This is a genomic window from Pseudomonas sp. GD04019, assembly GCF_029837695.1.
GTDB lineage: Bacteria > Pseudomonadota > Gammaproteobacteria > Pseudomonadales > Pseudomonadaceae > Aquipseudomonas.
Genome location: NZ_JAOEEA010000004.1, coordinates 111,943 through 138,312 on the forward strand (window position 1 = coordinate 111,943; position 26,370 = coordinate 138,312).

Consider the following 26,370-nt stretch of genomic DNA (forward strand, 5'->3'; position numbering starts at 1 on the left):
GGCTTCGGAATGCTCATTTACCTTGTGTAAACTCCGCTTCCTCAGCCACTTTCGCCTTGTTTTTCTCTAGCTCGCAAGATCGTAAACAGGTTCTAAGATGAGTGGACGCGTCTAGCACGCGGCCCGCCATCAAGAATCACGATTTCCGCTGTCGAGCCTCGATCCGTCGAGGCTCTGTCATTTTCCGAGAGCCCTGCTATGTCCACGCCCCGTCTCGATCAACTGCAACAGCCCGATGCCTTCCTCCGCCGCCACCTCGGCCCGGACGCCCGTGAAGAACAGGCCATGCTCGACGCCCTTGGCGTCGCCAGCCGCGAAGAGCTGATCGTGCAGACCGTGCCGCCGGCCATCCGCCTCAACCGCCCGCTGGATCTGCCGGCGGCGCTGGACGAGCAGGGCGCCCTGGCCAAGCTGCGCGGCTATGCCGAGCAGAACCAGCTGTGGACCAACCTGATCGGCATGGGCTACCACGGCACCATCACCCCAACCGTGATCCTGCGTAACCTGCTGGAGAACCCGGGCTGGTACACCGCCTACACCCCCTACCAGCCGGAAATTGCCCAGGGTCGCCTGGAGTCGCTGCTGAACTTCCAGCAACTGACCATCGACCTGACCGGTCTGGACCTGGCCAGCGCCTCGCTGCTCGACGAAGCCACCGCCGCCGGCGAGGCCATGGGCCTGGCCAAGCGCGTGGCCAAGTCGAAGAGCAACATCTTCTTCGTCGACGAGAACTGCCACCCGCAGACCATCTCCGTGGTGCAGACCCGTGCCGAAGGCTTCGGCATCGAAGTCCAGGTCGGCGCGCTGGACCAGCTGGCCGGCCTCGACGTGTTCGGCGCCCTGCTGCAGTACCCGGATACCCACGGCGAGATCCGCGACATCAAGCCGCTGATCGAGCAGCTGCATGCCAAGAATGCCCTGGCCTGCGTCGCCACCGACCTGCTCAGCCTGCTGCTGCTGACCCCGCCCGGCGAGCTCGGCGCCGACGTGGTGCTCGGCTCCGCCCAGCGCTTCGGCGTACCTATGGGCTACGGCGGCCCGCACGCGGCCTTCTTCGCCACCCGTGACGCCTTCAAGCGCGCCATGCCCGGCCGCATCATCGGCGTGTCCAAGGATGCCCGTGGCAACACCGCACTGCGCATGGCCCTGCAAACCCGCGAGCAACATATCCGCCGGGAAAAAGCGAATTCGAACATCTGCACCTCGCAGGTGCTGCTGGCCAACATGGCCAGCTGCTACGCCGTGTACCACGGCCCGGAAGGCCTCAAGCGCATCGCCCAGCGCGTACACCGCCTGACCTGCGTGCTGGCCGCCGGCCTGGAGCAGAAAGGCCTGAAGCGCGACAACCAGTTCTTCTTCGACACCCTGACCCTGGATGTCGGCGGCATGCAGACCGCCATCCTCGAGTCGGCCAAGGCCGCGCGCATCAACCTGCGCATCCTCGGTCGCGGCAAGCTGGGCGTCAGCCTGGACGAGACCAGCAGCGCGCAGACCGTCGAGCAGCTGCTGTCGATCTTCCTCGGCGCCGACCACGGCCTGAGCGTGGCCGAGCTGGACGCCGGCAGCGTGCCGGAAGGCATTCCGGCCGACCTGCGCCGCACCTCGGCCTACCTGACTCACCCGGTGTTCAACAGCCACCACAGCGAAACCGACATGCTGCGCTACCTCAAGCGCCTGGAGAACAAGGACCTGGCCCTGAACCAGGCCATGATCCCGCTCGGTTCCTGCACCATGAAACTGAACGCCACCAGCGAGATGATCCCGGTGACCTGGCCGGAGTTCGGCGCCCTGCACCCCTTCGCCCCGCGCGAGCAGGCTGCCGGCTACAAGCTGATGATTGACGAGCTGGAAGCCTGGCTGCGCGCCATCACCGGTTTCGACGCCATCTGCATGCAGCCCAACTCCGGCGCCCAGGGCGAGTACGCCGGCCTGCTGGCCATCCGCAAGTACCACGAGAGTCGCAACGACGGGCACCGTGATATCTGCCTGATCCCGGCCTCGGCCCACGGCACCAACCCGGCCTCGGCGCAGATGCTCAACATGCGCGTGGTGGTGGTGGAGTGCGACGCCGCCGGCAACGTCGACATGGACGACCTCAAGGCCAAGGCCGCCGAGGCTGGCGACAAGCTGTCCTGCCTGATGATCACCTACCCGTCGACCCACGGCGTGTACGAGGAAGGCATCCGCGAGATCTGCGAGGTGGTCCACGGCTTCGGTGGCCAGGTGTATATGGACGGTGCCAACCTCAACGCCCAGGTTGGTCTGGCGCGTCCGGCGGATATTGGCGCGGATGTGTCGCATATGAACCTGCACAAGACCTTCTGCATCCCTCACGGCGGTGGCGGCCCGGGCATGGGCCCGATCGGTGTGCGCGCGCACCTCGCGCCCTTCGTCGCCAACCACCCGGTGGTCGAACTGCAAGGCCCGAACCCGCAGAACACGGCGGTCAGCGCCGCACCCTGGGGCAGCGCGAGCATCCTGCCGATCAGCTGGATGTACATCGCCATGATGGGCCCGCAGCTGGCCACCGCCACCGAGGTGGCGATCCTCAACGCCAACTACCTGGCCAGCCAGCTGGCCGGCGCCTTCCCGGTGCTGTACAGCGGCCGCAACGACCGCGTCGCCCACGAGTGCATCCTGGATCTGCGTCCGCTCAAGGCCGAGACCGGCATCAGCGAGGAAGACGTGGCCAAGCGCCTGATGGACTACGGCTTCCACGCCCCGACCATGAGCTTCCCGGTGCCGGGCACGCTAATGATTGAGCCGACCGAGAGCGAGTCGAAGGAAGAGCTGGATCGCTTCATCGAAGCCATGCTGAGCATCCGCGCTGAGATCGCCAAGGTTGCCGCCGGCGAGTGGCCGGCCGAGGACAACCCGCTCAAGCGTGCCCCGCACACCCTGGCCGACGTGATCGGCGTGTGGGAGCGGCCGTACAGCATCGAGGAAGCGGTGACCCCGTCCGCCCACACCCGCGCGCACAAGTACTGGCCGGCGGTGAACCGAGTGGACAACGTCTACGGCGATCGCAACCTGTTCTGCGCCTGCGTACCGATGGACGATTACCGCGAGTAAGTCATCGCGCATAAAAAGAGGCCGCCCAATGGGCGGCCTCTTCGTTTCTAGCGCCGACCGATCAGCTGCCGGGCGCGCACATGTAGTCCGATGCAATCCGGGAGCGGAGTTGCCTGCCTCCCGGATTACATCCGGGCTACGACTGCCGGGGCGTTTGCCAAGTATCGGATTATCTCTTCTGGGCTCTATCGCTCGGCCGCGCAGCCATCCTCCGGCAGCGAGTCCAGCGCCCGTTGCAACAATTCCACACTGCGTGCGTTGTGCAGGATGCCGGTGTGATTCGCCTCGATCAGATAAAGGCGCTCGGCCTGATCCTGGGCGGCCGGCAGCAGCTGGCTGGTCAGCGGCACGGTGCCGTCGTTGGGTTCGGCGATCATCCGGCTGTTGCCGGTATAGGCCACCAGTTGCCACTGGCGCAGATGTTCCGGCAATGGCATGGCGAACAGACTGCGCAGGTACGGACTACCGGGCGCCATGTCGCGCCAGACCGGGACGTTGACCGGGGCGTTCTTCACCCCGGAGGCGGCCGAAGGATGCCCGCCCCAGGGCGTGGCCAGGGTCAGGAACAGGCACAGCTCCTGATCGCCGCCACCCGGCTCCAGCAGCTGCACGGTGCGGCGCGCCACCAGCCCGCCCATGCTGTGGGCGAACAGGTGGAAGCGCGGCGGATGCAGGCGCAGGCGCACATCGCGGATCGCCTCGCTGAGCATGTAGGCGCTGTTGTTCAGCGGCAGGCCGCTGGGGTAGTGGAACAGCACCAGCTGGTAGCGCTCCTGGTCGATGCTGGCGGCCAGCTCGCGCCACACATCGGGCGAGCTGTTGATGCCGTGGACCAGGAAGACCGGCTCCCTGGCCGGGTCCCACGGCTGCAGCAGGTAAAGGCCGTAACCGACTTCGCTGAGGAAATTCAGGGGCTGCCAGGCGCCCTGTGCGGTGCGCTGGGCGGAAAAGCGTGGATCGTCGAAATCCACCAGCCGCAGGTAGTTGTGGCGCACCCGCGGCAGGTCGCGGGCGAGTCGCTCCAGGCTCAGGTCCAGCTCAGGCAGCGGAGTGTCGTCTGCGGGGCCGGGACGCAGCAGGTTGAGCTGGCCCAGCGCGGCGCGTTGTTCGGCGCTCGGCTGGACCTGAAAGGGCGCGGTGCGCGGCTGCGCCAGCCAGTGGCGCGGCTCGTCCACGTCCAGGCGCAGGTTGCCGTTGCGGTCCTCGAAGGCCAACAGCTGGTAGTCGCCGGCCGCCATGCTGAAATAGAACAGGCCGCCGGGCTGCACGCTGCGATAGGCCAGCAGCCGTTCGTTGGCGAACAGGGCGACCAGCGCCTCCTGGCTGGCGCCGTCATCCAGCGTGCCGGGGATCAGCACCTGGGTGTGCTGGGCCAGCTGCATCTGCCTGTCCAGCGCCAAAAGCTGGCAGCCGCTGAGCAGGCTGACCAGCAGCAACAGCATTAACGATTTCGACATCCCTGTTCTCCAGCCCTGGTATAGGGCTGGAGTCTAGCCGTTGCGCCTCTACTGTGCGGGCTGCTGCGCCGTCGGCCGCATCAGCAGGGCCTGGGCCAGTTCCGCGTCACTGGCCTGCAGCTGCGGGTGCTCGCTGCGCAGGCGCTGCAGTGCCGCCTCCAAGTGGGCGCCGCGGATCTGCCCGCCGCTGGCGACGAAGGCGCTGGCGTCATCTCGGGCGGCGACCAGCTGCTTGGCGTCCTTGAAGGTCACGTAGGTGGAGGCGGTGGTGGCGCCGGAGGAGAGCACGTCGCGCCAGAAGTCGGCGTCCGCCATGGCCGGGGCGACGGGGGCGGCTAACAGGGCAATGGTGAGGTACAGGCGGATATGCGACATGACGGTGGCTCCAGGGGAGTGGTCCTGGAGTTAGGATGCCGCGCCGGTCGGCCGAGTTCCCCCAAGCGACCGGCTGCTCAGGCTAAAGCGCCTCGACCTTGAGCAGCACACCGTCCTGGCCGGTTACCCGTACTTCGCTGCCGGCTGGCAGGTCCTGGCCGGTGACCAGCCACAGGCTGTCGCCGGCTTTGATCTTGCCGCGCCCACCGACGATAGCCTCATGCAGGACGAAGTGGCGGCCGACCAACTCGCTGCCGCGGCGATTCAGTCCCGGCGCGTCGGAAGGCTTGGCGGCGCTACGCTGGCGCTGCCACCAGAACACCGCGGTGAGCACCGAGAGCAGGGCGAAGATGAGGAACTGCCAGGCCCAGGGCAGCTCCGGGAACAGGTAGGTGAGCACGCCGACCGCGGCGGCGGCGACGCCTATCCACAGCAGGTAGCCACCGGCGCCGAACACCTCGAGGATCAGCAGCACGGTGCCGAAGGCCAGCCAGTCCCAGAACGACAGGTGCTGCAGGTAGGCGATCATGCTGGCTTGCCGTCCTTGTCGAAGGTGGCGCGGACGATTTCGCCGATGCCGCCGACGGCGCCGATCACCTGGCTGGCCTCCAGCGGCATCAGGATCACCTTGCTGTTGTTGGCCGAGGCCAGCTGGCCCAGGGCCTCGATGTATTTCTGCGCGACGAAGTAGTTGACCGCCTGCACGTTGCCGCTGGCGATGGCGTCGGACACCATGCGGGTCGCCTCGGCTTCGGCCTGGGCGGCACGCTCGCGGGCCTCGGCTTCGAGGAAGGCGGCCTGCCGCTCGCCCTCGGCCTTGAGAATCTCCGCCTGCTTGTGACCTTCGGCGGTGAGGATGGCAGCGGAGCGCGAGCCTTCGGCCTCGAGGATCTGCGCGCGCTTGAGGCGCTCGGCCTTCATCTGGCTGGCCATGGCCTCGACCAGGTCGGCCGGCGGGCTGATGTCCTTGATCTCGATGCGGGTAATCTTGATGCCCCAGGGCGCGGTGGCTTCGTCCACGGTCTTGAGCAGACGCTCGTTGATCGCGTCACGCTGGCTGAGCATGGCGTCCAGTTCCATAGAGCCGAGCACGGTACGGATATTGGTCATCACCAGATTGCGGATGGCGTGTTCGAGGTTGTTCACCTCGTAGGCCGCCTGGGCTGCGTTGATCACCTGGAAGAAGCACACTGCGTCGATCTGCACGATGGCGTTGTCGGCGCTGATCACCTCCTGTGGCGGGATGTCCAGCACGCTCTCCATGACGTTGAGCTTGCGGCCGATGCGGTCCATCACCGGCACGATGATGTTCAGTCCAGGGGTGAGGGTGTTGGTGTAGCGGCCGAAGCGTTCCACCGTCCACTCGTAGCCCTGCGGTACCACCTTGAACCCCATGAACACCACGGCCACGGCCAGGGCGACGAAGAGAAAGATCACACCACCGACTTCCATAAAAACTCCTTTTTCGCGGTTGGGTTGTGCGGGTATCGCTACCCGGAACTTACTTCTGCTCGCTCTGCGGGGTGACCCGCAGCACTTCTTCGATGGTGGTTTGCCCGGCGGCGACCTTCTGCGCGCCGGACAGGCGCAGGCTGCGCATGCCATCCTTGAACGCCGCCCGGCGCAGGGCGATGAGGTCGGTGTCGGCGCTGATCAGCGGCTTGATGCCGTCGTTGAGCAGCATGATCTCGTAGACCCCGGCGCGCCCGCGGTAGCCGGTCTCGCGGCACTCCAGGCAACCAACGGCGCGGTGGGCGCCGGTCGGCAGCGGTGCGCTCCAGGGCCGGGTCAGCTCCTGCCAGCTTTCCTCGTCCAGCTCCACCGGGGCCTTGCAGTGCGGGCACAGGGTGCGCACCAGGCGCTGGGCCATGACGCCGAGGATGGTGGCCTTGAGCAGGTAATGCGGTACGCCCAGCTCCAGCAGGCGGCTGATCGCGCTGGGTGCGTCGTTGGTGTGCAGGGTGGACAGCACCAGGTGGCCGGTGAGCGCCGCCTGGATGGCCATCTCGGCGGTCTCCAGGTCACGGATCTCGCCGACCATGATGATGTCCGGGTCCTGCCGCATCAGCGCGCGCACGCCGGCGGCGAAGTTCAGGTCGATGTTGTGCTGCACCTGCATCTGATTGAAGGCGCCTTCGATCATCTCGATCGGGTCCTCGATGGTGCAGACGTTCACCTCGCTGGTCGCCAGCTGCTTGAGCGTGGTGTACAGGGTGGTGGTCTTGCCCGAACCGGTGGGACCGGTCACCAGGATGATGCCGTTGGGCTGGCAGGTCATGCTCTCCCAGCGGCGCAGGTCGTCCGGCGAGAAACCGAGCTGATCCGGGCTCTTGAGTAGCACCTCGGGGTCGAAGATGCGCATTACCATCTTCTCGCCGAAGGCGGTGGGCAGGGTCGACAGGCGCAGTTCCACCTCACCGCCGTCCGGGGTCTTGGTCTTGATCCGGCCGTCCTGCGGCTTGCGCTTCTCGGCGATGTTCATCCGCCCGAGGTTCTTCAGGCGGCTGACTACCGCCATGGTCACCTGGATGGGGAACTGGTAGACGTTGTGCAGCACACCGTCGATGCGGAAGCGCACGGTGCCGGTCTCGCGGCGCGGCTCGATATGGATGTCGCTGGCGCGCTGCTGGTAGGCGTACTGGAACAGCCAGTCGACGATATTGACGATATGCGCGTCGTTGGCGTCGGGCTCCTGGTCGCTGGCGCCCAGATTAAGCAGTTGCTCGAAGTTGCCGACGCCGCTGAGCTTGATGTCCTGGGCATTGGCGCCGCTGACCGAGCGGGCCAGGCGGTAGAACTCGGTGGTGAAGCGTTGCAGGTCGACCGGGTTGACCACCACCCGCTTGATCGGGCGCTTGAGCACATGGATCAGGTTGTTTTCCCAGCCGTGCACGAAGGGCTGGGCGCTGGCGATGGTTACCGCCTCGCTGTCCACCGCCACCGCGAGGATCTTGTGGCGCTGGGCGAAGGCGTAGGACATCAGCGGGGTCACGGCGGCCACATTGATCTTCAGCGGGTCGATGCGCAGGTATGGCTGGCCGGCGTGGTTGGCCAGCCATACAGTGAGGCCTTCCAGATCATGCTTCTTGCCCGGTCGCTGCAGATCGTCAAGCTGCTGGGCAGCGAGGAACTCCAGGGGATGCATCTGCGCGTTGGCCGAGGCACGGCGCAGCACCATGCATTGTTCTGCGCTTTCCTGGGAGACCCGGCCCTGGGCCACCAGTTCGCGGAGGATGTCGTTGAGATCGAGCCAGCGGTCCTGGGCGGGCGAGGCGAGGGCGGACATGGAGCTCCCTTTGTTCTGGATGACGGGTGAGCAGCTTATTTCAGCAGCAGCTTCCAGGGTTTGAGCGTCGCCACAGTATGGGCCTGTGCCACGCGTGCGGCCAGCGCCTCGGCGTCGTTGGCCGGGGCGAACAGCGCCTGCAGCTTGCCCAGCTCGCCATAGAGGCGATCCAGCTCGGGCAGCTCCGGCACCTGACGAGCCAGGCGCAGCCAGGCCTGGAGGCGCTCGAGGCGCGGCAACTGCTCGGCCAGCCCCTCGGGGAACTGCTGGTAGTGCTTCAGGCGCAGGGCCTCGGCCTCCTCACTGAGCAATGTGGGCAGCCAGTTGCCCAGCGTCGCCGCGCCCTGGCGATCGCCGCGCGGGTTGCGGCCGAGCGTCCAGCCGCGTTGCAGCAGCCAGCGCGACAGCTGCAGAGACAGCAGGCCCCAGCGATTGCCCTGCAGTTCGCCGGCGAACATGGCCGGCGCGTTGTGGCGCAATGCCTCGTCGTCGCGGCCGGCGGCCAGGCGTGGGCGCCAGTCGGCCAGCAGCGCGTCGAGGCCTTCGCGCAGTTCGCGACTGGAGGCGCGCGGTGCGGCCTGGCCGAGGCTGCTGAGCAGGGCGCGCAGGTCGATCAGCTGTTGCAGCCACTGCTCCAGCAGTTTCCAGTGACCGTTCCAGCGGTACTGTTCGGCCAGACGCTGGCTGCTGCCGAGCAGGTGCCAGGCGAGGGCGGCGAAGGCATCGTCCAGCGTCATCTCGGCGTGCAGCTCTGGCGCCGGCAGGCTCAGGCTGTAACTGGCGGAGTCGAACAGGCGATAGCCGCGCTCGGCCTTGCTGATATCGCAGGGCATCAGCGGCAGATCGGCGGCCAGCTCGCAGGCCAGCTCCAGCAGTGCGGCGGGCTCGCCTCCGCGCAGCTCCAGTTCCAGCTCGCAGATTTCTTCCTCGCCTTCGCCGGCGACCACCTTGCCCAGGTCCAGGGCTGCTTCGATCACCGTCTTGGCCTTGCCGCGGCCCCAGGCGATTTCGGCCTTCTCACGGACGAAATCGGTGGTGAACAGCGGCTGCAGGGTCTTCTTGTCCAGCTCGGCCAGGCTGGCCGGCCAGCAGTCGTCGCCGAGCAGCTTGAGGTCGAGCTTGGCCTTCTTCAGCTGCCAGTCCCACTCGTTGCGCTCGGACAGCCCGGCCACGCTCTGGCCGCGGCTCTTCAGGGTCTGGATGAACTGCTCGCCGTCACGGCGCAGGCGCAGTGCGACGCGGGCGTCGGCCAGATCACGCGCGGGCGTGTCGTAGTACTGGTTGAACAGTTCGTGGGTCTGCCAGCCGGACTTGTTGCGCTTCTTCAGCAGCGGATGGTCGCGCAGTGCGGCGAGGGTTTCGCGGCTGGCGCGCAGCTTGATCTCGGTTTCTTTGGCCATGTCGGTGATCTCGGAGCGGTTCGGAAAACAACAAGGCCGCCCATGGGCGGCCTTGTCATGCGGCGGGCGATGTTCAGACGAACAGCTTCACGCCCACCCAGAACAGACCTGCGGACAGCAGGATGGTGGCCGGCAGGGTCAGCACCCAGGCCATCAGGATATTGCGCACTGTAGCGAATTGCAGGCCGCTCTTGTTGGCGACCATGGTGCCGGCGACGCCGGACGACAGTACGTGGGTGGTCGACACCGGAAGACTGTAGACGTTGGCCAGGCCGATGGCGATGGACGCGGTGATCTGCGCGCTCATGCCCTGGGCATAGGTCATGCCCTGCTTGCCGATCTTCTCGCCGACGGTCAGTACCACGCGCTTCCAGCCGACCATGGTGCCGATGCCCAGGGCCAGAGCCACGGCGAAGATCACCCAGAGGGGCGCGTATTCGGTGGTGGCGGTAAGGTCCTTGCGCAGCTTCTCCAAGTCCGCCTTCTCGCGCTTGGGCAGGCTGTCCAGCTTGCCGACCTTCTTCGCGGTGTCGTCCAGGCACAGCAGGTAGCGGCGCACCTGGGTCCGTTTTTCCTGGTCCATCTGGTTGTAGTCGGTGACGCCCTGTAGATCTCGCAGCAGGGTGGCGATGGTCACCTCGGTCAGCTTGGCGTCGCAGCGGAACTTGGCCGGCAGCTCGGTGGTGCCGTTCTTGCCCAGGGCCAGGTAGTCGCTCAGGGCGTCGTGGTTGCGGGTGTAGAACTGCTGCAGGTGCGAGGCGGCGTCGCGGGTGCGCTCGATCTGGTAGGTGGTGCTGTTCAGGTCGAGGACGAACTTGGCCGGCACGATGCCGATCAGCACCAGCATGATCAGGCCGATGCCCTTCTGCCCGTCATTGGAGCCGTGCACGAAGCTCACGCCCATGGCGGAAGCGATCAGCACCACGCGGTTCCAGAACGGCGGCTTCTTCTTGCCCTTGACCTCCATGCGGCTCTCGGGGGTCTCGTGCATCTTCGAGTCGGCGAAGGCACGGCGCAGGGCGATCAGGATCAGCGCGGCAACGGCGAAGCCGGCCAGCGGCGAGAGCAGCAGGGACAGGCCGATGTCGATCGCCTTCTGCCAGTTCACCCCATCGGCCAGCGACACGTGGGTGAGCAGGGCGTTGGCCAGGCCGACGCCGAGGATCGAGCCGATCAGGGTGTGCGAGCTGGAGGCCGGGATGCCGAAGTACCAGGTGCCCAGGTTCCAGGCGATGGCCGCGGTCAGCAGGGAGAACACCATCACCAGGCCGTGGGCCGTGTTGACGTTGATCAGCAGCTCCACCGGCAGCAGGTGGACGATGGCATAGGCCACGCCGATACCGCCGAGGACCACGCCGAGGAAGTTGAAGATGCCGGAGGCGATTACCGCCAGGTGCGGCGGCATCGCCTTGGTGTAGATCACCGTGGCCACCGCGTTGGCGGTGTCGTGGAAACCGTTGATGAATTCGAAGGTCAGGACAAAGGCCAGGGCCAGCACCAGACCGATGGCGACCCAGGCATCGAGCCCGCTGAATATCTCGAACATGACGTTTTCGTGACCGGAAAAAGGGGCGCGAAGTATGCCAGATGACAGCAAGTTCTGCTCGAACGCTCGTTTCCAGTCATGTCAGCCGGACGAAAGGTCATCCCGCCGCGGCGTAGGCAGAGGGCGCCGGCCTCTCTATGATGGGCTGCATGCCACGGAGAATCCCCATGCCGCTTCCCTCTCTGCAGGATCAGTTCGCCGCGTTGATCGCCGCGCCCTCGGTGAGCTGTACCCAGCCGCACTGGGACCAGTCCAACCGCGCGGTGATCGACCTGCTGGCCGGCTGGCTGAGCGACCTCGGCTTCGCCTGCGAGATCCAGGAGGTGGCGCCGGGCAAGGTCAATCTGCTCGCCACCCTCGGCAGTGGCCCCGGCGGGTTGGTGCTGGCCGGCCACAGCGACACGGTGCCGTTCGACGCCGCCCTGTGGCAGAGCGACCCGCTCAAACTGACGGCCCAGGGCGATCGCTGGGTCGGCCTCGGCGTGTGCGACATGAAAGGTTTCTTCCCGCTGGTGATCGAGGCGGTGCGCGGCCTGCTCGACCAGCCGTTGCGCCAGCCGCTGCTGGTGCTGGCCACCTGCGACGAGGAAAGCTCGATGGCCGGCGCCCGTGCCCTGGTCGAGGCCGGCCGGCCCCTGGGGCGCGCCGCGGTGATCGGCGAGCCGACGGGGCTGAAGCCGATCCGTCTGCACAAGGGCGTGATGATGGAGCGCATCGACATCCTCGGCCAGAGCGGCCACAGCTCCGACCCCAGCCTCGGCCACAGCGCCCTGGAGGCCATGCACGACGCCATCGGCGCCCTGCGCGAGCTGCGTAGCCAATGGCAACGCGAGTTCAACAACCCGCAGTTCGGCGTGCCGCAGCCGACGCTGAACCTCGGCTGCATCCACGGTGGCGACAATCCCAACCGCATCTGCGGCCAGTGCTCCCTGGAGTTCGACCTGCGCCCCCTGCCGGGCATGGACCCGGAGCAGCTGCGCGCGGCCATTCGCGGCAAGCTGCGGCCGCTGGCCGAGCGGCACCAGGTGAAGATCGACTACGCGCCGCTGTTCGCCAATGTGCCGCCCTTCGAGCAGAGCGCCGACAGCGAGCTGGTGCGCCTGGCGGAAAAGCTCACCGGACATGCGGCGCAGTCGGTGGCATTCGGTACCGAAGCCCCGTATCTTCAGCAGCTCGGCTGCGAGACCATCGTTCTCGGCCCCGGCGACATCGCCTGCGCCCACCAGCCGGGGGAATTCCTCGAACTGGCGCGCATCGAGCCGACGGTGAGCCTGCTGCGCCAGCTGATCCAGCACTACTGCCTATGACCCGCCCAGCCTAAGGGGAGCACCGATGTTGCGACGACGCTAGACCGACCTTCCTTCTCCGCTTCGGAGAGGCAAACCATCGCTCGTCCGTCCCCGCTCACAGGCTCCTGCATGCACGACTACGTCAACTGGCTCCGCCACGCTTCGCCCTATATCAACGCCCACCGTGACTGCACTTTCGTGGTCATGCTGCCCGGCGAAGGTGTGGAGCACCCGAATTTCGGCAATATCGTCCACGACCTGGTGCTGTTGCACAGCCTCGGCGTGCGCCTGGTGCTGGTCCATGGCTCGCGCCCGCAGATCGAGGCGCGCCTGGCCGAGCGTGGCCTGACCCCGCGCTACCACCGCGACCTGCGCATCACCGACGGCCCGACCCTGGACTGCGTGATCGACGCCGTCGGCCGCCTGCGCATCGCCATCGAGGCGCGCCTGTCGATGGATATGGCCGCCTCGCCGATGCAGGGCTCGCGCCTGCGGGTTAGCGGCGGCAACTTCGTCACCGCGCGGCCGATCGGCGTGGTCGATGGCATCGATTACCACCACACCGGCGAAGTGCGCCGGGTCGACCGCAAGGGCATCGGCCGCCTGCTCGACGAGCGCAGCATCGTGCTGCTGTCGTCGCTCGGCTACTCGCCCACCGGGGAGATCTTCAACCTGGCCTGCGAGGACGTCGCCACCCGCGCCGCCATCGACCTGCAGGCCGACAAGCTGCTGCTGTTCAGCGCCGAGCGCGGCCTGCTCGACGAGAGCGGCAAGCTGGTGCGCGAGCTGCGTCCGCAGCAGGTGCCGGCGCATCTGGCGCGGCTCGGCAGCTGCTACCAGGCCGAACTGCTGGATGCTGCCGCTCAGGCCTGTCGTGGCGGGGTTAAGCGCAGCCATATCGTCAGCTACATGGAAGATGGCTCGCTGCTCACCGAGCTGTTCACCCGCGATGGTGGCGGTACCCTGGTCGACCAGGAGCAGTTCGAGTCGCTGCGCGAGGCCACCATCGAGGACGTCGGCGGCCTGATCGACCTGATCACCCCGCTGGAAGACCAGGGCATTCTGGTGCGCCGCTCGCGCGAGGTGCTGGAGCGCGAGATCGAGCAGTTCAGCATCGTCGAACGCGACGGCCTGATCATCGCCTGTGCCGCGCTCTATCGCATCGCCGATTCGGACGCCGGCGAGCTGGCCTGCCTGGCGGTCAACCCCGAATACCGCCACGGTGGCCGTGGCGACGAGCTGCTGGAGCGCATCGAGGAGCGGGCCAAGGCGCTGGGCCTGAAGACCCTGTTCGTGCTCACCACGCGTACCGCCCACTGGTTCCAGGAGCGCGGCTTCGAGCCCAGCGGCGTCGAGCGGCTGCCGGCGGCACGGGCCTCGCTGTACAACTACCAGCGCAACTCGAAGATCTTCGAGAAGTTGTTGTGAGCGCTCTGGCGCTGCAATGAAAAAGGGCCGCGCTTGCGGCCCTTTTCTTTGGCGGGATGGATCAGGCGCTGCGCCTCTGGTGCAGCTTGAACTGCTCGTTGCCGTCGTCCCAGCCGGCCTCCCAGGCGGCGGCCAGCACTTCCACGGGGTAGGGTTGCGCGTGCTGCGGCTGGCCGGTGAGTCCAGCCATGTAGCCTTGCTGGTAGGCCTTGTTCAGGCTTTCCAGGCTCCAGTCGTGGTTGTCTGCGTCGGGCGTCATGGCTGTTCGCCAATGCGGTTTTCCCACAGGCTAGCCCCTGCCGGCGCGAACGGCGTGCCGTCGGTCAGGGGCGAACGGTCGAAGTGGCGGAATTGTGACGAATTGCCGCTAAAGCGACGGTTCGTTGACCGACTCGTCTGCCGAAACCTGTGCGCCGCGTCGGCGCACGTCTCACACGCTGATGCCGAGAATGCTCGCCTGGTAGGCCGCGACGAAGGTATCGAAGTCACCGGCCGGCGCACGCTCCAGCTCGGCCTGTTCGGCCAGGGACTGGCGCGCGGCAGCCTCGAACTGCGCCTGCTCCGTCGCGCTCAGCGGCTGGGCGCGGAAGGTGGCGGCGTGGGCCTTGCTCTGGCGCAGGGCGAACTCGCGGAAGCTCTCGCCGGTGTCCTTCAACTCGGCCAGCACGCGGGCCGACGGGGTCAGCGCCGGGTCTTCGACCTTGCGCCGCTGCAGGTGCAGGGAGGTCTGGTAGGCATCGCCGCCGTAGGCGCGGTCGAGCAGTGCGGCGATCGGGGCGAAGGCGTCGAGCAGTTCGCCGGCCCAGGTGCGCAGTTCGATCTGTTCGCCGTCGCGCTGCAGGTGCAGGCCGGGGCGGCGGCCTTCCTTGACCGTCTTGAGGAAGTTCTCGGTGCTGGCACGGCATACGCCGCTGGCCAGCAGCGGGCTGTCCTGCAGGGCGCAGAACAGGATGAAGGTGTCGAGGAAGCGCGCCTGGTCCAGGTCGATGCCCATGGGCAGGTAGGGGTCGATGTCCAGGCAGCGCACTTCCACGTACTGCACGCCTCGGCTCATCAGGGCCTGGATCGGGCGCTCGCCGGAATAGGTGACGCGCTTGGGGCGGATGCTCGAGTAGTACTCGTTTTCGATCTGGATGATGTTGGTGTTGAGCTGCAGCCACTCGCCATTGGCGTCCTTGGTGCCGATCTCGGCATAGGCCGGATAGGGCGTGGCCACGGCCGCGCGCAGGCTCTCGGTGTAGCTGGCCAGGTCGTTGTAGCAGGGCGTCAGACCGGACTGGGCACTGCTCTGGTAACCCAGGTCACTCATGCGCAGGCTGGTGGCGTAGGGCAGGTGCAGGGTGTCGTCGTCGAGTGGTTGAAGCTGATGTGGGCGGCCGCGCAGGAAGCTGGCGTCCAGCGCTGGCGAGGCGCCGAGCAGGTACATCAGCAGCCAGCTGTAGCGGCGGAAGTTGCGGATCAGCGCGATGTAGCTGGCAGACTGGTAGTCGCGCGGGCTCTGGCTGTCGCCATCCAGCTGCTGCAGCAGCGGCCACAGGCCCTCGGCCAGGCTGAAGTTGTAGTGAATGCCGGCGATGCACTGCATGGTCTTGCCGTAGCGCAGGGCCAGGCCCTGGCGATACACGTACTTCAGGCGACCGATATTGGAGCTGCCGTAGCGGGCGATCGGAATGTCCGCCTCGTCCGGCAGCAGGCCGGGCATGGACGGGCTCCACAGGTATTCGCCGTCCAGCTGGCTGGCGGCGAAGCGATGGATGCGCTCGAGCTCGGCCAGGGTATCGGCCGGGTTCGGCTCGGCTGGGGTGATGAACTCCAGTAGGGCCTCGGAATAGTCGGTGGTGATCTGTGCGTGGGTCAGCGCCGAGCCGAGGGCGGTCGGGTGTCCGGTCTGCGCCAGTTCGCCCTGTTCGGTCACGCGCAGGGTCTCGCGCTCGATGCCGTGCAGGCATTGGGTGAGCAGGGACAGGTGGGCGGCATCGCCGAGCAGAGCCAGGCGGCGGGAGAGGAGATCGCTCAAGATTCTTGTTCCTTCACTCGACGGTCGCCCCTATATGGGGGTGGAGCCGCCTCACTGCAAGTCGGGTACGCGGACGGACGCTGTCGCCTGACCGGAAGGGGAGGATGCGCCGACAGCCCGGCTCTGCGCAATGGGGCTCCCCTCTCCCCCTGGGAGAGGGGCCGGGGGTGAGGGGCTTCCAGGCAACTCCGCGTTGTCTATGGCCCCCTCACCCCAACCCTCTCCCGGAGGGAGAGGGGGAATGCCGGCCGGCACTCCGTATCGGGTTACTTACAGATAAACGTGGCCTGGGCCGTGGCGATCAGCTTGTCGCCCTGTTCCACCTTGGCCTCCAGCACATGCACCTTGCGCCCGCCGTTGAGCACGCGGGCGTGGCAGACCACCTCGCCGGACTCGACGCCGCGGATGTAGTTGACCTTGCACTCCAGGGTCATGCTGCCGGCCTCGCCGCCGAACAGGCTGTGGCTGGCCTGGCCGAGGGCGGTGTCGATCAGCGAGTAGAGCGCGCCGCCGTGCATGCGCCCGTGCAGGTTGAGCATCTGCTCCTGCATGTCCATGCGCAGCTCGGACTCGCCGTTCTCGGCACGCAGGATGCGGATACCGAGCAGGCGGCTGAAGTTGCTGTCCTTGCCGACGGGCGCGTCACTCATGGCTCACTTCCTCAGCTGCTTGGCGTTGGCGAACAGCGAGGCCATGGCCGCGTTGGCCGCGGCCGGCTTGTCCTGGCTGGAATGGCGCTCGCTGCGCGGCTGGTTGCCGCCGCGGTTCTGCCCGCCGTTGCCACGGCTACCGCCACGCGGACCGTCGACCTTCTCGCCGGGGGTGTCGCTCATGCGCATGGTCAGGCCGACGCGGTTGCGCGGGATGTCCACTTCCATGACCTTGACCTTGACGATGTCGCCAGCCTTGACCACTTCATAGGGGTCTTTGACGAATTTCTCCGATAGCGCCGAGATGTGTACCAGACCGTCCTGGTGCACGCCGATGTCGACGAAGGCGCCGAAGTTGGTGACGTTGGTCACCACGCCTTCCAGGATCATGCCCGGCTGCAGGTCCTTGAGGCTCTCGACGCCTTCCTGGAACTCGGCGGTCTTGAACTCCGGGCGTGGGTCGCGGCCGGGCTTGTCCAGTTCCTTGAGGATGTCGGTGACGGTCGGCAGGCCAAAGGTCTCGTCGGTGAAGCGCTTGGGATCCAGGCTGCGCAGGAAGCTGGAGTCGCCCAGCAGCGAGCGCACGTCGCGGCCGGTGTCGGCGGCGATGCGCTGCACCAGCGGGTAGGTTTCCGGGTGCACGGCGGAGGCGTCCAGCGGGTTGTCGCCGTTCATCACGCGGAGGAAGCCGGCGGCCTGCTCGAAGGTCTTGTCGCCCAGGCGCGGCACCTTCTTCAGTTCGGCGCGTGTCTTGAACGCGCCGTTCTGGTCGCGGTGGGCGACGATGTTCTGCGCCAGGGTGCTGTTGAGGCCGGAGATACGCGCCAGCAGGGCGGCGGAGGCGGTGTTCACATCCACGCCGACGGCGTTCACGCAGTCCTCGACTACCGCGTCCAGCGAGCGCGCCAGCTTGAGCTGCGACACGTCGTGCTGGTACTGACCGACGCCGATGGATTTCGGGTCGATCTTCACCAGCTCGGCCAGCGGGTCCTGCAGGCGGCGGGCGATGGAGACGGCGCCGCGCAGCGACACGTCCATGTCCGGGAATTCGCGGGCGGCCATCTCGGAGGCGGAGTACACCGAGGCGCCGGCCTCGGAGACCATCACCTTGGTCAGCTTGAGTGCCGGCAGCTTCTTGATCAGGTCGATGGCCAGCTTGTCGGTCTCGCGGCTGGCGGTGCCGTTGCCGATGGAGATCAGGTCCACCGCGTGCTTGGCGCACAGCTTGGCGAGGATGGCCAGGGTGCCGTCCCAGTCATTGCGCGGGGCGTGCGGGTAGACGGTGGCGGTTTCCAGCACCTTGCCGGTGGCGTCGACCACGGCCACCTTGCAGCCGGTGCGCAGGCCCGGGTCCAGCGCCAGAGTGGCGCGCGGGCCGGCCGGGGCGGCCAGCAGCAGGTCGTGCAGGTTGCGCGCGAACACGGTGATCGCCTCGTCCTCGGCCTTCTCGCGCAGCTCGCCGAGCAGGTCGGTTTCCAGGTGGGTGTAGAGCTTGACCTTCCAGGTCCAGCGCACCACTTCGCCCAGCCACTTGTCGGCGGCGCGGCCGCGCTGCTCGATACCGAAGCGCTCGGCGATCATCAGCTCGCACGGGTGCAGGGTGCCCGGCGCCTCGTCGCCGACCTTGAGGCTGGCGCCGAGGATGCCCTCGTTGCGACCGCGGAAGATCGCCAGCGCACGGTGCGACGGCACGCCCTTGAGGGGTTCGTCGTGTTCGAAGTAGTCGCTGAACTTGGCCCCTTCGGCCTCCTTGCCAGCGACCACGCGGGAGCTGAGGGTGGCCTCGCTCTTCAGGAAGGAGCGCAGCTTGTCGAGCAGGCTGGCATCTTCTGCAAAACGCTCCATCAGGATGTACTTGGCGCCTTCCAGCACGGCCTTCACATCGGCGAAGCCCTTCTCGGCATCGACGAAGCGCGCGGCCTCGGTTTCCGGGTTCAGGCTCGGGTCGTTGAACAGGCCGTCGGCCAGCTCGCCGAGGCCGGCTTCCAGGGCGATCTGGCCCTTGGTGCGGCGCTTCTGCTTGTACGGCAGGTAGAGGTCTTCGAGACGGGTCTTGGTATCGGCTTCGTTGATCTCGCGCTTGAGTTCGGGGGTCAGCTTGCCCTGTTCCTCGATGCTGGCGAGGATCGCCGCGCGGCGCTCGTCCATCTCGCGCAAATAGCGCAGGCGCTCTTCCAGGTGGCGCAGCTGGGTGTCGTCCAGGCTGCCGGTCACTTCCTTGCGGTAGCGGGCGATGAAGGGCACGGTGGAGCCTTCGTCGAGCAGGGCCACGGCGGCGGCGACCTGTTGCGGGAGGACGCCGAGCTCGGCGGCGATACGCTTGTTGATGCTATCCATGAACCTACCTGACAGAAAAAACCACGCCGGTGCCGACGCGAAAGCGCCGCATTATAAACACCGGGTCGGAAAGCATTGGGAACCGTTCGGGGAAAAATCTGCTAACAATGGACGGGCCGCCACGCCGCGGCGCTGGGCGATAATGCCGCGCCACCCGGACAGGAGAGAACATGAGCAGCACACCCGCAGTCGAAGGCGAAAAGATCCTCATCGTCGATGACGACCCCGGCCTGCGCCGCCTGCTGGAGCGCTTCCTCAGCGAGCAGGGCTACCGCGTGCGCGCCGTGGAGAACGTCGAGCAGATGGACCGCCTGCTGGCCCGCGAGCTGTTCCAGCTGCTGGTGCTCGACCTCATGCTGCCGGGCGAGGACGGCCTGTCCGCCTGCCGCCGCCTGCGCGAGGCGAACAACCAGATGCCGATCATCATGCTCACCGCCAAGGGCGACGAGGCCAGCCGCATCCAGGGCCTGGAAGGCGGCGCCGACGATTACCTGGCCAAGCCGTTCAACCCGCGCGAACTGCTGGCGCGGATCAAGGCCGTGCTGCGCCGCCAGGCGCCGGTAGTGCCTGGTGCGCCGGCTAGCGAGGACGAGACCGTCACCTTCGGCGACTACGAGCTGTCGCTGGCCACCCGTGAGCTGCGCAAGGGCGAGGAGCTGCACATGCTCACCACCGGCGAGTTCGCCGTGCTCAAGGCCCTGGTCCAGCACGCCCGCGAGCCGCTGACCCGGGACAAGCTGATGAACCTGGCCCGTGGCCGCGAGTGGGACGCCCTGGAGCGCTCCATCGACGTGCAGATTTCCCGTCTGCGCCGGCTGATCGAGCCGGATCCGTCCAAGCCGCGCTATATCCAGACCGTCTGGGGCGTGGGTTATGTCTTCGTGCCGGACGGTAACAAGTAAGCCCCTTCATTGATGAAAACCCCCGTCTGGTTCCCGCAGAGCTTCTTCGCCCGCACCTTGTGGCTGGTGCTCATCGTCGTGCTGTTTTCCAAGGCCCTGACCCTGGTCTACCTGATGATGAACGAGGACATGCTGGTCGACCGCCAGTACAGCCACGGCGCGGCGCTAACCCTGCGCGCCTACTGGGCGGCGGAACCGGAAGATCGCGCGCATATCGCCGAGGCGGCGACCCTGAGCCGCGTGGCGCAGGACAAGGTGCCGGCCACCGAGCAGCACTGGCCCTACTCGGAAATCTTCCTGCGCCAGATGCAGGCCGAACTGGGTCCGGACACCGAGGTGCGGGTACGGGTGCAGAGCCCGCCGGCGCTGTGGGTGCGGGCGCCGAGCCTGGGGCCGGACTGGCTCAAGGTGCCGCTCTATCCGCATCCGTTGCGTGGGCAGAAGATCTGGAGCGTGCTCGGCTGGTTCCTCGGTATCGGCCTGCTGTCCACCGCCGCCGCCTGGATCTTCGTGCGCCAGCTCAATGCGCCGCTCAAGCGCCTGGTATTCGCCGCCCGCCAGTTCGGCCAGGGCCGCAGCGTGCGCCTGCCGGTGAGCGATACGCCGAGCGAGATGACCGAGGTGTACCGCGCCTTCAACCAGATGGCCGAGAACATCGAGCAGGGCGCCCGCGAGCGCGAGCTGATGCTGGCCGGCGTGTCGCACGACCTGCGCACGCCGCTGACGCGCCTGCGCCTGTCGCTGGAGATGCTCGGCGGCGATGCCGAGATGACCGAGGACATGGTTCGCGACATCGAGCACATGGACACCATCCTCGACCAGTTCCTCGCCTTCATCCGCGACGGCCGTGACGAAAAGCCCGAGCCGGTGCTGCTCGACGAACTGGTGCGCGAGACGGTGGCGCCCTACAACCAGCACGGGCCGCAGGTGAGGCTGTGCGTGGAGCAGGTGCCGGCCTTCCCGCTGCGCCGGGTGTCGATCAAGCGCCTGCTGGTCAACCTGCTGGACAACGCCCTGCGCTACGGCGGCCAGGGTGTGGAAGTGGTGGCCAACGTGGCCGGCGACGAGAGCGCGCCCTACGTGGTGCTCAGCGTGCTGGACCGCGGGCCGGGCATCGCCCCGACGGAGATGGGCGAGATCTTCAACCCCTTCATTCGCGGTGACCGCGCCCGTGGCGGCAAGGGCACCGGCCTGGGCCTGGCCATCGTCAAGCGCATCGCCGCCCTGCACGGCGGCAGCGTGGAGCTGCGCAACCGCTCCGGCGGTGGCCTGGAGGCGCGCATCTGCCTGCCACTCGGGCTGCTGTTACCGCGCGACGCCAACTGACGGCGCGCGGCGCCGCTCGGCAAAGCCCCGTCACAGGCCTCGGCCGACTGCTCTAGCAGGCCTGATCTATGCTGCTCTGGTGATCCGCATGAGGTCAGCATGGCCGTAGATTCCGCTCCTCTGCCGCGATGGACCTGGTGGTTGCCGCTGCCGCTGCTGCACCTGGCCACCTGGCTGTCGTTGTCGACCCAGTTCGTCTCGGGCGCGGCGCTGTGCTACCTGCCATTCGCCCTCGGCCTGTGTGGCGTGCTCTGGTGGGGGCCGCGTGTCCTGCCGGCGCTCTATCTCAACGCCCTGCTCAGCGCGCCGCTGTGGGGGCTGGACTGGCAGTGGGCGCCATTGCATGCGCTGCCGGAAACCCTCGCCGTCGGCTTTGCCTGGCTGGCCTTCGGCCGGCGGGGCAATGCCGCGCTGCCGGATGTCGCCAGCCTGCTGCGTTTCGTCCTACTCGGCTTGTTGGCCCCGGCGCTGCTCAGTGCCTTGCTGATCCAGGGCGGTCTGTTGCTCAGTGGCCGCCTGGAGGGCCAGTGGCGCGAGGCGATCCTCGAATTCTGGCTGCTGGACAGTCTCACCGCCCTGGCGGTGGCCTTGCCGCTGCTGTGCCTGCTGACCCGACCTCTGCAGCGGCGTGGTTGGGCGCTGCTGACGGGGCCGGCTCTGGATGAGGAAGGCGTCGGCGTGCGCGTGCTGCCCTGGTGGCTGTTGCCGGTGCTGCTGGCCGTGCTGCCGTTGTCGCTGTGCTTCCTGCCGCTGCTGCTGATCCTGCCGCTGATCGGCGTCATGCTGCTGGCGCTGGCCCTGCTCTGGGGGTTCGCCGGGGCGCTCTGGGGCACGGCGCTGACGGCCCTGGCGGTGCTCCTGCTGCCGCTGGCCGGGCATCTCGGCGGCGAGCTGGAGTGGGGCGCGCCGCAGCGCCTGGAGATGCACTTCAGCGTGCTGCTGCTGATGCTCGCCGCGCTGCTGGTGGGGCGCGCACTCGGCGACCTGCGCAATACCCTGCGCCGCAGCGCGGCGATGCAGAAGGAGCTGACCCTGGCCAACCTGGCGTTGCAGTCCTGCCCGCTCGGGGTGTCGATCTCCGACCTGCGTCAGCCCGGCGTGCCCTTCATCTACTGCAACCCGGCGCTGGAGCGCATCAGCGGCTACTCCCGCGAGGAGATCATCGGCACCTCCAGCCGCCTGCTGATCGACCAGGACGAGTCGCAGAGCGGCCTGCTGCGCGTACGCCATGCCATGCGCAACGGCGTGGCGCACCAGGAGGTGCTGCGCAACTACCGCAAGAACGGCCAGCAGTTCTGGAACGAGATAACGGTGGCGCCGCTGCTCGACGAGCATGGCGAGGTCAGCCATCTGGTGGCGCTGAACCACGACGTCAGCGAGCGCGAGCGCCTCGCGGCCGAACTGGCCCAGCGCCGCGAGGAGCTGCTGCGCCAGACCCACCTGCTGACCCAGACCGAGGAGGTGGCGGATATCGGCGGCTGGGTGCTGGACCTGGTGACCCAGCGCATGTACTGGACCGAGGGCTGCTTCCGCCTCAACGAGCTGGACCCGGCCGGTGGCGCGCCGGACATGCAGGGCTCGCTGGATCGCTACGACGCGCCCAGCCAGAAGCTGATGAACGAGACCCTGGAGCGGGTGCTGCAGACCGGCGAGCCGTTCGACATCGAAGTGCGCCTGCTCGGCGCCCGCGGCACTGCGCGCTGGGTACGCCTGAAGGGTTTCGCCGAGCGCGACGGCGAGCAGGTGGTGCGCCTGTACGGCGCGATCCAGGACATCAGCGAGCGCCGTCGCACCGAGCGCCGCCTGCGTGAGCGAGACGAGTGGCTACGCCTGTTCTTCGAGGCGCCGCTGATCGGCATGGCCATGGTCAGCCCGCAGCGCCAGTGGCTGGAGGTGAACTTCAAGCTGTGCCAGATCCTCGGCCGCAACCGCGACGAGCTGCGCGCCAGCCACTGGCTGGAGATCACCCATCCGCAGGATATCGAGCGCGAGGAGGCGCTGTTCGCCGCCATCTGCAGCAGCGAACGCGACGACTACGAGTTGGAGAAGCGCTTCCTGCGCAAGGACGGCAGCATCGTCTACGCCCGCCTCAGCCTGCGCGCGGTGCGCGACCCGGAAGGCCAGCTGGAGGCCTGCCTGGCGCTGGTGGAAGACATCACCGCGCGCCACGAGGCCGAGGCGCGCTACCGCACCCTGGTCGAGCACGCGCCGGAGGCGATCCTGCTGTTCAGCCCGGACGGCGGCATCATCGACGCCAATGCCAACGCCCTGCGCCTGTTCCACTGCAGCCGCGCCGAGCTGATCGGGCGCAAGCCCACCGAGCTGAGCCCGCCGCACCAGGCCGATGGCAGCCCGTCGGAGCCGGTCGGTCGGCTGCACATGGAGGCCGCCATCGCCGGCGAGACCCCGGTGTTCGAATGGCTGCACCGCGACCTCGGCGGGCGCCTGCTGCCCTGCGAGATCCGCCTGGTACGCATGCCCGGCGAACCGCTGCTGATCCGCGCCAGCGTCACCGATATTTCCGAGCGCCAGCGCTACCAGCGCGAGATCGAGCGCCTGGCCTACAGCGACGAGCTGACCGGCCTGCCCAACCGCCGCCTGTTGCAGGACCGCCTGCAGCACGCCATGGCTCGCGAGCGCCGCGAAGGCAGTTTCGGCGCGCTGCTGTTCATCGACCTGGATCACTTCAAGACGGTCAACGACAGCCTCGGCCATCACGTCGGCGACGAGCTGTTGCGCGAAGTCACCGCCCGTCTCGGTCACAGCCTGCGCGCCGAGGACACCCTGGCGCGGCTCGGCGGCGACGAGTTCGTGGTGCTGCTGGAGACCCTGGCCGAGAGCCCTGCCATGGCCGCCGAACTGGCCGCCGAGGTGGGCGACAAGCTGCTGGCCAGCCTGCGCGGCAGTTTCCAGGTGCAGGGCCACGATCTGGTGGTGACCGGCAGCATCGGCATCACCCTGCACCCGCTGGCCGGCCAGGACGCCGCCGACGCCCTCAAGCAATCCGACACCGCCATGTATCGGGCCAAGCACTCCGGGCGCAACGCTCTGCATTTCTTCGCCCCGGAGATGCAGGCGGTGATCGATCAGCGCCTGCAGCTGCAGAGCGAGCTGCGCCTGGCCATGGCCCGCGACCAGCTGTACCTGGTGTTCCAGCCACAGCTGGAGCTGGCCAGCGGGCGCATCGTCGGCGCCGAGGTGCTATTGCGCTGGCAGCATCCGGAGCGCGGCGATATCCCGCCGGGGCAGTTCATCCCGCTGGCCGAGGAAACCGGGCTGATCCACGAGCTCGGCCACTGGGTGCTGGAGCACGCCTGCGCCAGCCTGGCGCGCTGGCAGGCCGACTGGCCGCAGCTGGTGCTGGCGGTCAACCTCAGCCCGCGCGAGCTGCGCCAGGCCGATTGTGCCCAGCGCGTCGGTGACTGCCTGCGCCGCCACGCGCTGCCCAGTGGCGCGCTGGAGCTGGAGATCACCGAGGGTGTGCTGCTGGAGGATGTCGAGCACTGCATCGCCACCATGCTGGCGCTCAAGGCGCGGGGCGTGCGCTTCGCCATCGACGACTTCGGCACCGGCTACTCCTCGCTCACCTACCTCAAGCGCCTGCCACTGGATCGGCTGAAGATCGACCGCAGCTTTATCCACGACCTGGAAGGCGACGCCAGTGGCGGCATGCTGGTGGAAACCATCCTGATGATCGCCCGCAACCTGGGCCTGGAGTGCGTGGCCGAGGGCGTGGAGAACGAGGCCCAACTGGACTGGCTACGCCGACATGACTGCGCGCTGGGCCAGGGCTTCCACCTGGGAAGGCCGCTGGGTGAGCGGGAATTCAGCGACTGGATGGCGCGTCACAGCGGGGCGGGGCTGATCCACAGCAGATAGCACGCCCAGCGGGGGAACTGCTCAGCCGCGCCCGCGGGTGCGGGTCTGCCCGGGAATGGCGTTCTTCTCCAGGTACTCGATGATGATGCCGGCCACGTCCTTGCCGGTGGTGGTCTCGATGCCTTCCAGGCCCGGCGAGGAGTTCACCTCCATCACCAGCGGGCCGTGGTTGGAGCGCAGGATGTCGACGCCGGCCACCGACAGGCCCATGACCTTGGCCGCGCGGATGGCGGTCATGCGTTCTTCCGGGGTGATCTTGATCAGGCTGGCCTCGCCGCCGCGGTGCAGGTTGGAGCGAAATTCACCGGGCTTGGCCTGGCGCTTCATCGCCGCGATCACCTTGTCGCCGACCACGAAGCAGCGGATGTCGGCGCCGCCGGCTTCCTTGATGTACTCCTGGACCATGATGTTCTGCTTCAGGCCCATGAAGGCCTCGATCACCGACTCGGCGGCCTTCTCGGTTTCGCAGAGCACCACGCCGATGCCCTGGGTACCTTCCAGCACCTTGATCACCAGCGGTGCGCCGTTGACCATCTGAATCAGGTCGGGGATGTCGTCCGGCGAGTGGGCGAAGCCGGTCACCGGCAGGCCGATGCCCTTGCGCGACAGCAGCTGCAGCGAGCGCAGCTTGTCCCGCGAGCGGCTGATCGCCACCGACTCGTTGAGCGGGAATACGCCCTGCATCTCGAACTGGCGCAGCACGGCGCAGCCATAGAAGGTCACCGAGGCGCCGATGCGCGGAATCACCGCATCGAAGCCTTCCAGCGGGCGGCCGCGATAGTGGATCTGCGGCTTGTGGCTGGCGATGTTCATGTAGGCGCGCAGGGTGTCGATCACCACCACTTCGTGGCCGCGCTCCTCGCCAGCTTGGATCAGGCGACGCGTCGAGTACAGGCGCGGATTGCGCGACAGGATGGCGATCTTCATTGGGCACCGGAAAGAATGGGGAGCTGCGGTTTGTCTTGCACGTAGGTCAGCGCCGGGTTGACCACCAGCTGGCCGTCGACCAGGGCATGGGCGCCGAGCAGTACGCGATAGCGCATGGTCTTGCGGCAGGCCAGGGTGAAGTCCACCGGCCAGCTGCGGTCGCCCAGGGTCAGGGCGGTGCTGATCACATAGCGGGCCTGGGCCTGGCCGTTGGAGCTCTTGATGGTCTTCACCGTCACCACCTTGGCCTCGCACGGGTGGCGGCGCTGCACCAGGGTGCCGAAGTGCGCGGTGAAGCGCACCCAGCGCACGCCGTCACGCTCGAAGGGCACTATGTCGCTGGCATGCAGGGTCGAGGTGCTGGCACCGGTATCGATCTTCGCGCGCAGGCCGATCATGCCCAGCTCGGGCAGGTTGATCCATTCGCGCAGACCGATCACGGAGAGTTGGTCGAAGGTCTTCAATACGGGCTTCCATCG

At 67.4% G+C, this 26,370-nt stretch carries 19 protein-coding genes; 6 read left to right on the plus strand and 13 right to left on the minus strand.

Annotated features, from left to right (window positions below; all coding sequences use genetic code 11):
• Positions 1-198: 198 nt before the first annotated feature.
• Positions 199-3,072, plus strand: coding sequence for an aminomethyl-transferring glycine dehydrogenase (gene gcvP / locus N7607_RS07975; RefSeq protein WP_279865596.1), 2,874 nt, complete (start codon positions 199-201; stop codon positions 3,070-3,072).
• Positions 3,073-3,257: 185 nt separating this feature from the next.
• On the opposite strand, the gene N7607_RS07980 is transcribed toward gcvP, so the two are convergent.
• From N7607_RS07980 to N7607_RS08010, 7 genes are all read right to left on the minus strand, one after another.
• Positions 3,258-4,529, minus strand: a complete 1,272-nt coding sequence (locus tag N7607_RS07980; protein ID WP_279865594.1) for an alpha/beta fold hydrolase — start codon at positions 4,527-4,529, stop codon at positions 3,258-3,260.
• A gap of 48 nt (positions 4,530-4,577) precedes the next feature.
• Positions 4,578-4,904 carry a DUF2388 domain-containing protein gene (locus tag N7607_RS07985; protein ID WP_279865593.1) on the minus strand — a complete coding sequence of 109 codons (327 nt, stop codon included), beginning with the start codon at positions 4,902-4,904 and terminating at the stop codon, positions 4,578-4,580.
• A gap of 82 nt (positions 4,905-4,986) precedes the next feature.
• Positions 4,987-5,433: an NfeD family protein gene (locus N7607_RS07990; protein ID WP_279865591.1), complete on the minus strand. Its 447-nt coding sequence runs from the start codon at positions 5,431-5,433 to the stop codon at positions 4,987-4,989.
• Complete coding sequence (locus N7607_RS07995; RefSeq protein ID WP_279865590.1) at positions 5,430-6,356, minus strand: SPFH/Band 7/PHB domain protein; 927 nt, start codon at positions 6,354-6,356, stop codon at positions 5,430-5,432. The genes N7607_RS07990 and N7607_RS07995 overlap by 4 nt, the downstream gene beginning before the upstream one ends.
• 49 nt (positions 6,357-6,405) lie before the next feature.
• A complete protein-coding gene (locus N7607_RS08000) occupies positions 6,406-8,190 on the minus strand; it encodes a GspE/PulE family protein (RefSeq protein WP_279865589.1) in 1,785 nt (594 codons plus the stop codon).
• A gap of 35 nt (positions 8,191-8,225) precedes the next feature.
• On the minus strand, positions 8,226-9,590 hold the full coding sequence (locus N7607_RS08005; RefSeq protein ID WP_279865588.1) for a CYTH domain-containing protein: 1,365 nt from the start codon (positions 9,588-9,590) through the stop codon (positions 8,226-8,228).
• A 73-nt stretch (positions 9,591-9,663) separates the two neighbouring features.
• Complete coding sequence (locus tag N7607_RS08010) at positions 9,664-11,136, minus strand: inorganic phosphate transporter (RefSeq protein ID WP_279865587.1); 1,473 nt, start codon at positions 11,134-11,136, stop codon at positions 9,664-9,666.
• A 167-nt stretch (positions 11,137-11,303) separates the two neighbouring features.
• On the opposite strand from N7607_RS08010, the gene argE reads away from it, so the two are divergent.
• Both argE and argA read left to right on the plus strand, forming a co-directional pair.
• Entirely contained in the window at positions 11,304-12,443 is a 1,140-nt protein-coding gene (argE, locus tag N7607_RS08015) for an acetylornithine deacetylase (protein WP_279865586.1), read from the plus strand.
• A gap of 111 nt (positions 12,444-12,554) precedes the next feature.
• On the plus strand, positions 12,555-13,853 hold the full coding sequence (argA, locus tag N7607_RS08020; protein WP_192399107.1) for an amino-acid N-acetyltransferase: 1,299 nt from the start codon (positions 12,555-12,557) through the stop codon (positions 13,851-13,853).
• A 61-nt stretch (positions 13,854-13,914) separates the two neighbouring features.
• On the opposite strand, the gene N7607_RS08025 is transcribed toward argA, so the two are convergent.
• From N7607_RS08025 to N7607_RS08040, 4 genes are all read right to left on the minus strand, one after another.
• Positions 13,915-14,112, minus strand: a complete 198-nt coding sequence (locus tag N7607_RS08025; RefSeq protein WP_137973669.1) for a ribosome modulation factor — start codon at positions 14,110-14,112, stop codon at positions 13,915-13,917.
• Between the two features lie 171 nt (positions 14,113-14,283).
• The gene (gene gshA, locus N7607_RS08030) at positions 14,284-15,870 is read right to left on the minus strand and encodes a glutamate--cysteine ligase (protein WP_279865585.1); all 1,587 of its coding nucleotides are present in this window, start codon (positions 15,868-15,870) and stop codon (positions 14,284-14,286) included.
• Positions 15,871-16,136: 266 nt separating this feature from the next.
• Positions 16,137-16,520: a PaaI family thioesterase gene (locus N7607_RS08035; protein WP_279865584.1), complete on the minus strand. Its 384-nt coding sequence runs from the start codon at positions 16,518-16,520 to the stop codon at positions 16,137-16,139.
• Between the two features lie 3 nt (positions 16,521-16,523).
• A complete protein-coding gene (locus tag N7607_RS08040; protein ID WP_279865583.1) occupies positions 16,524-18,857 on the minus strand; it encodes a Tex family protein in 2,334 nt (777 codons plus the stop codon).
• A 170-nt stretch (positions 18,858-19,027) separates the two neighbouring features.
• Here N7607_RS08040 and ompR point away from each other — a divergent pair, with 170 nt between their 5' ends.
• The 3 genes from ompR to N7607_RS08055 all read left to right on the plus strand — a co-directional run bounded on the left by ompR (position 19,028) and on the right by N7607_RS08055 (position 24,964).
• A complete protein-coding gene (gene ompR / locus N7607_RS08045; RefSeq protein ID WP_279865582.1) occupies positions 19,028-19,759 on the plus strand; it encodes a two-component system response regulator OmpR in 732 nt (243 codons plus the stop codon).
• A 12-nt stretch (positions 19,760-19,771) separates the two neighbouring features.
• Positions 19,772-21,085: an ATP-binding protein gene (locus N7607_RS08050; protein ID WP_279865581.1), complete on the plus strand. Its 1,314-nt coding sequence runs from the start codon at positions 19,772-19,774 to the stop codon at positions 21,083-21,085.
• Between the two features lie 99 nt (positions 21,086-21,184).
• A complete protein-coding gene (locus N7607_RS08055; RefSeq protein ID WP_279865580.1) occupies positions 21,185-24,964 on the plus strand; it encodes an EAL domain-containing protein in 3,780 nt (1,259 codons plus the stop codon).
• Positions 24,965-24,985: 21 nt separating this feature from the next.
• Here N7607_RS08055 and rimK read toward each other — a convergent pair whose 3' ends face one another.
• Positions 24,986-25,891 (minus strand): 30S ribosomal protein S6--L-glutamate ligase, encoded by a 906-nt coding sequence (gene rimK, locus N7607_RS08060; protein ID WP_137973662.1) that lies wholly within the window; start codon positions 25,889-25,891, stop codon positions 24,986-24,988.
• Positions 25,888-26,355, minus strand: coding sequence for an ATP-dependent zinc protease (locus N7607_RS08065; protein ID WP_225592288.1), 468 nt, complete (start codon positions 26,353-26,355; stop codon positions 25,888-25,890). The genes rimK and N7607_RS08065 overlap by 4 nt, the downstream gene beginning before the upstream one ends.
• Between the last annotated feature and the right edge of the window lie 15 nt (positions 26,356-26,370).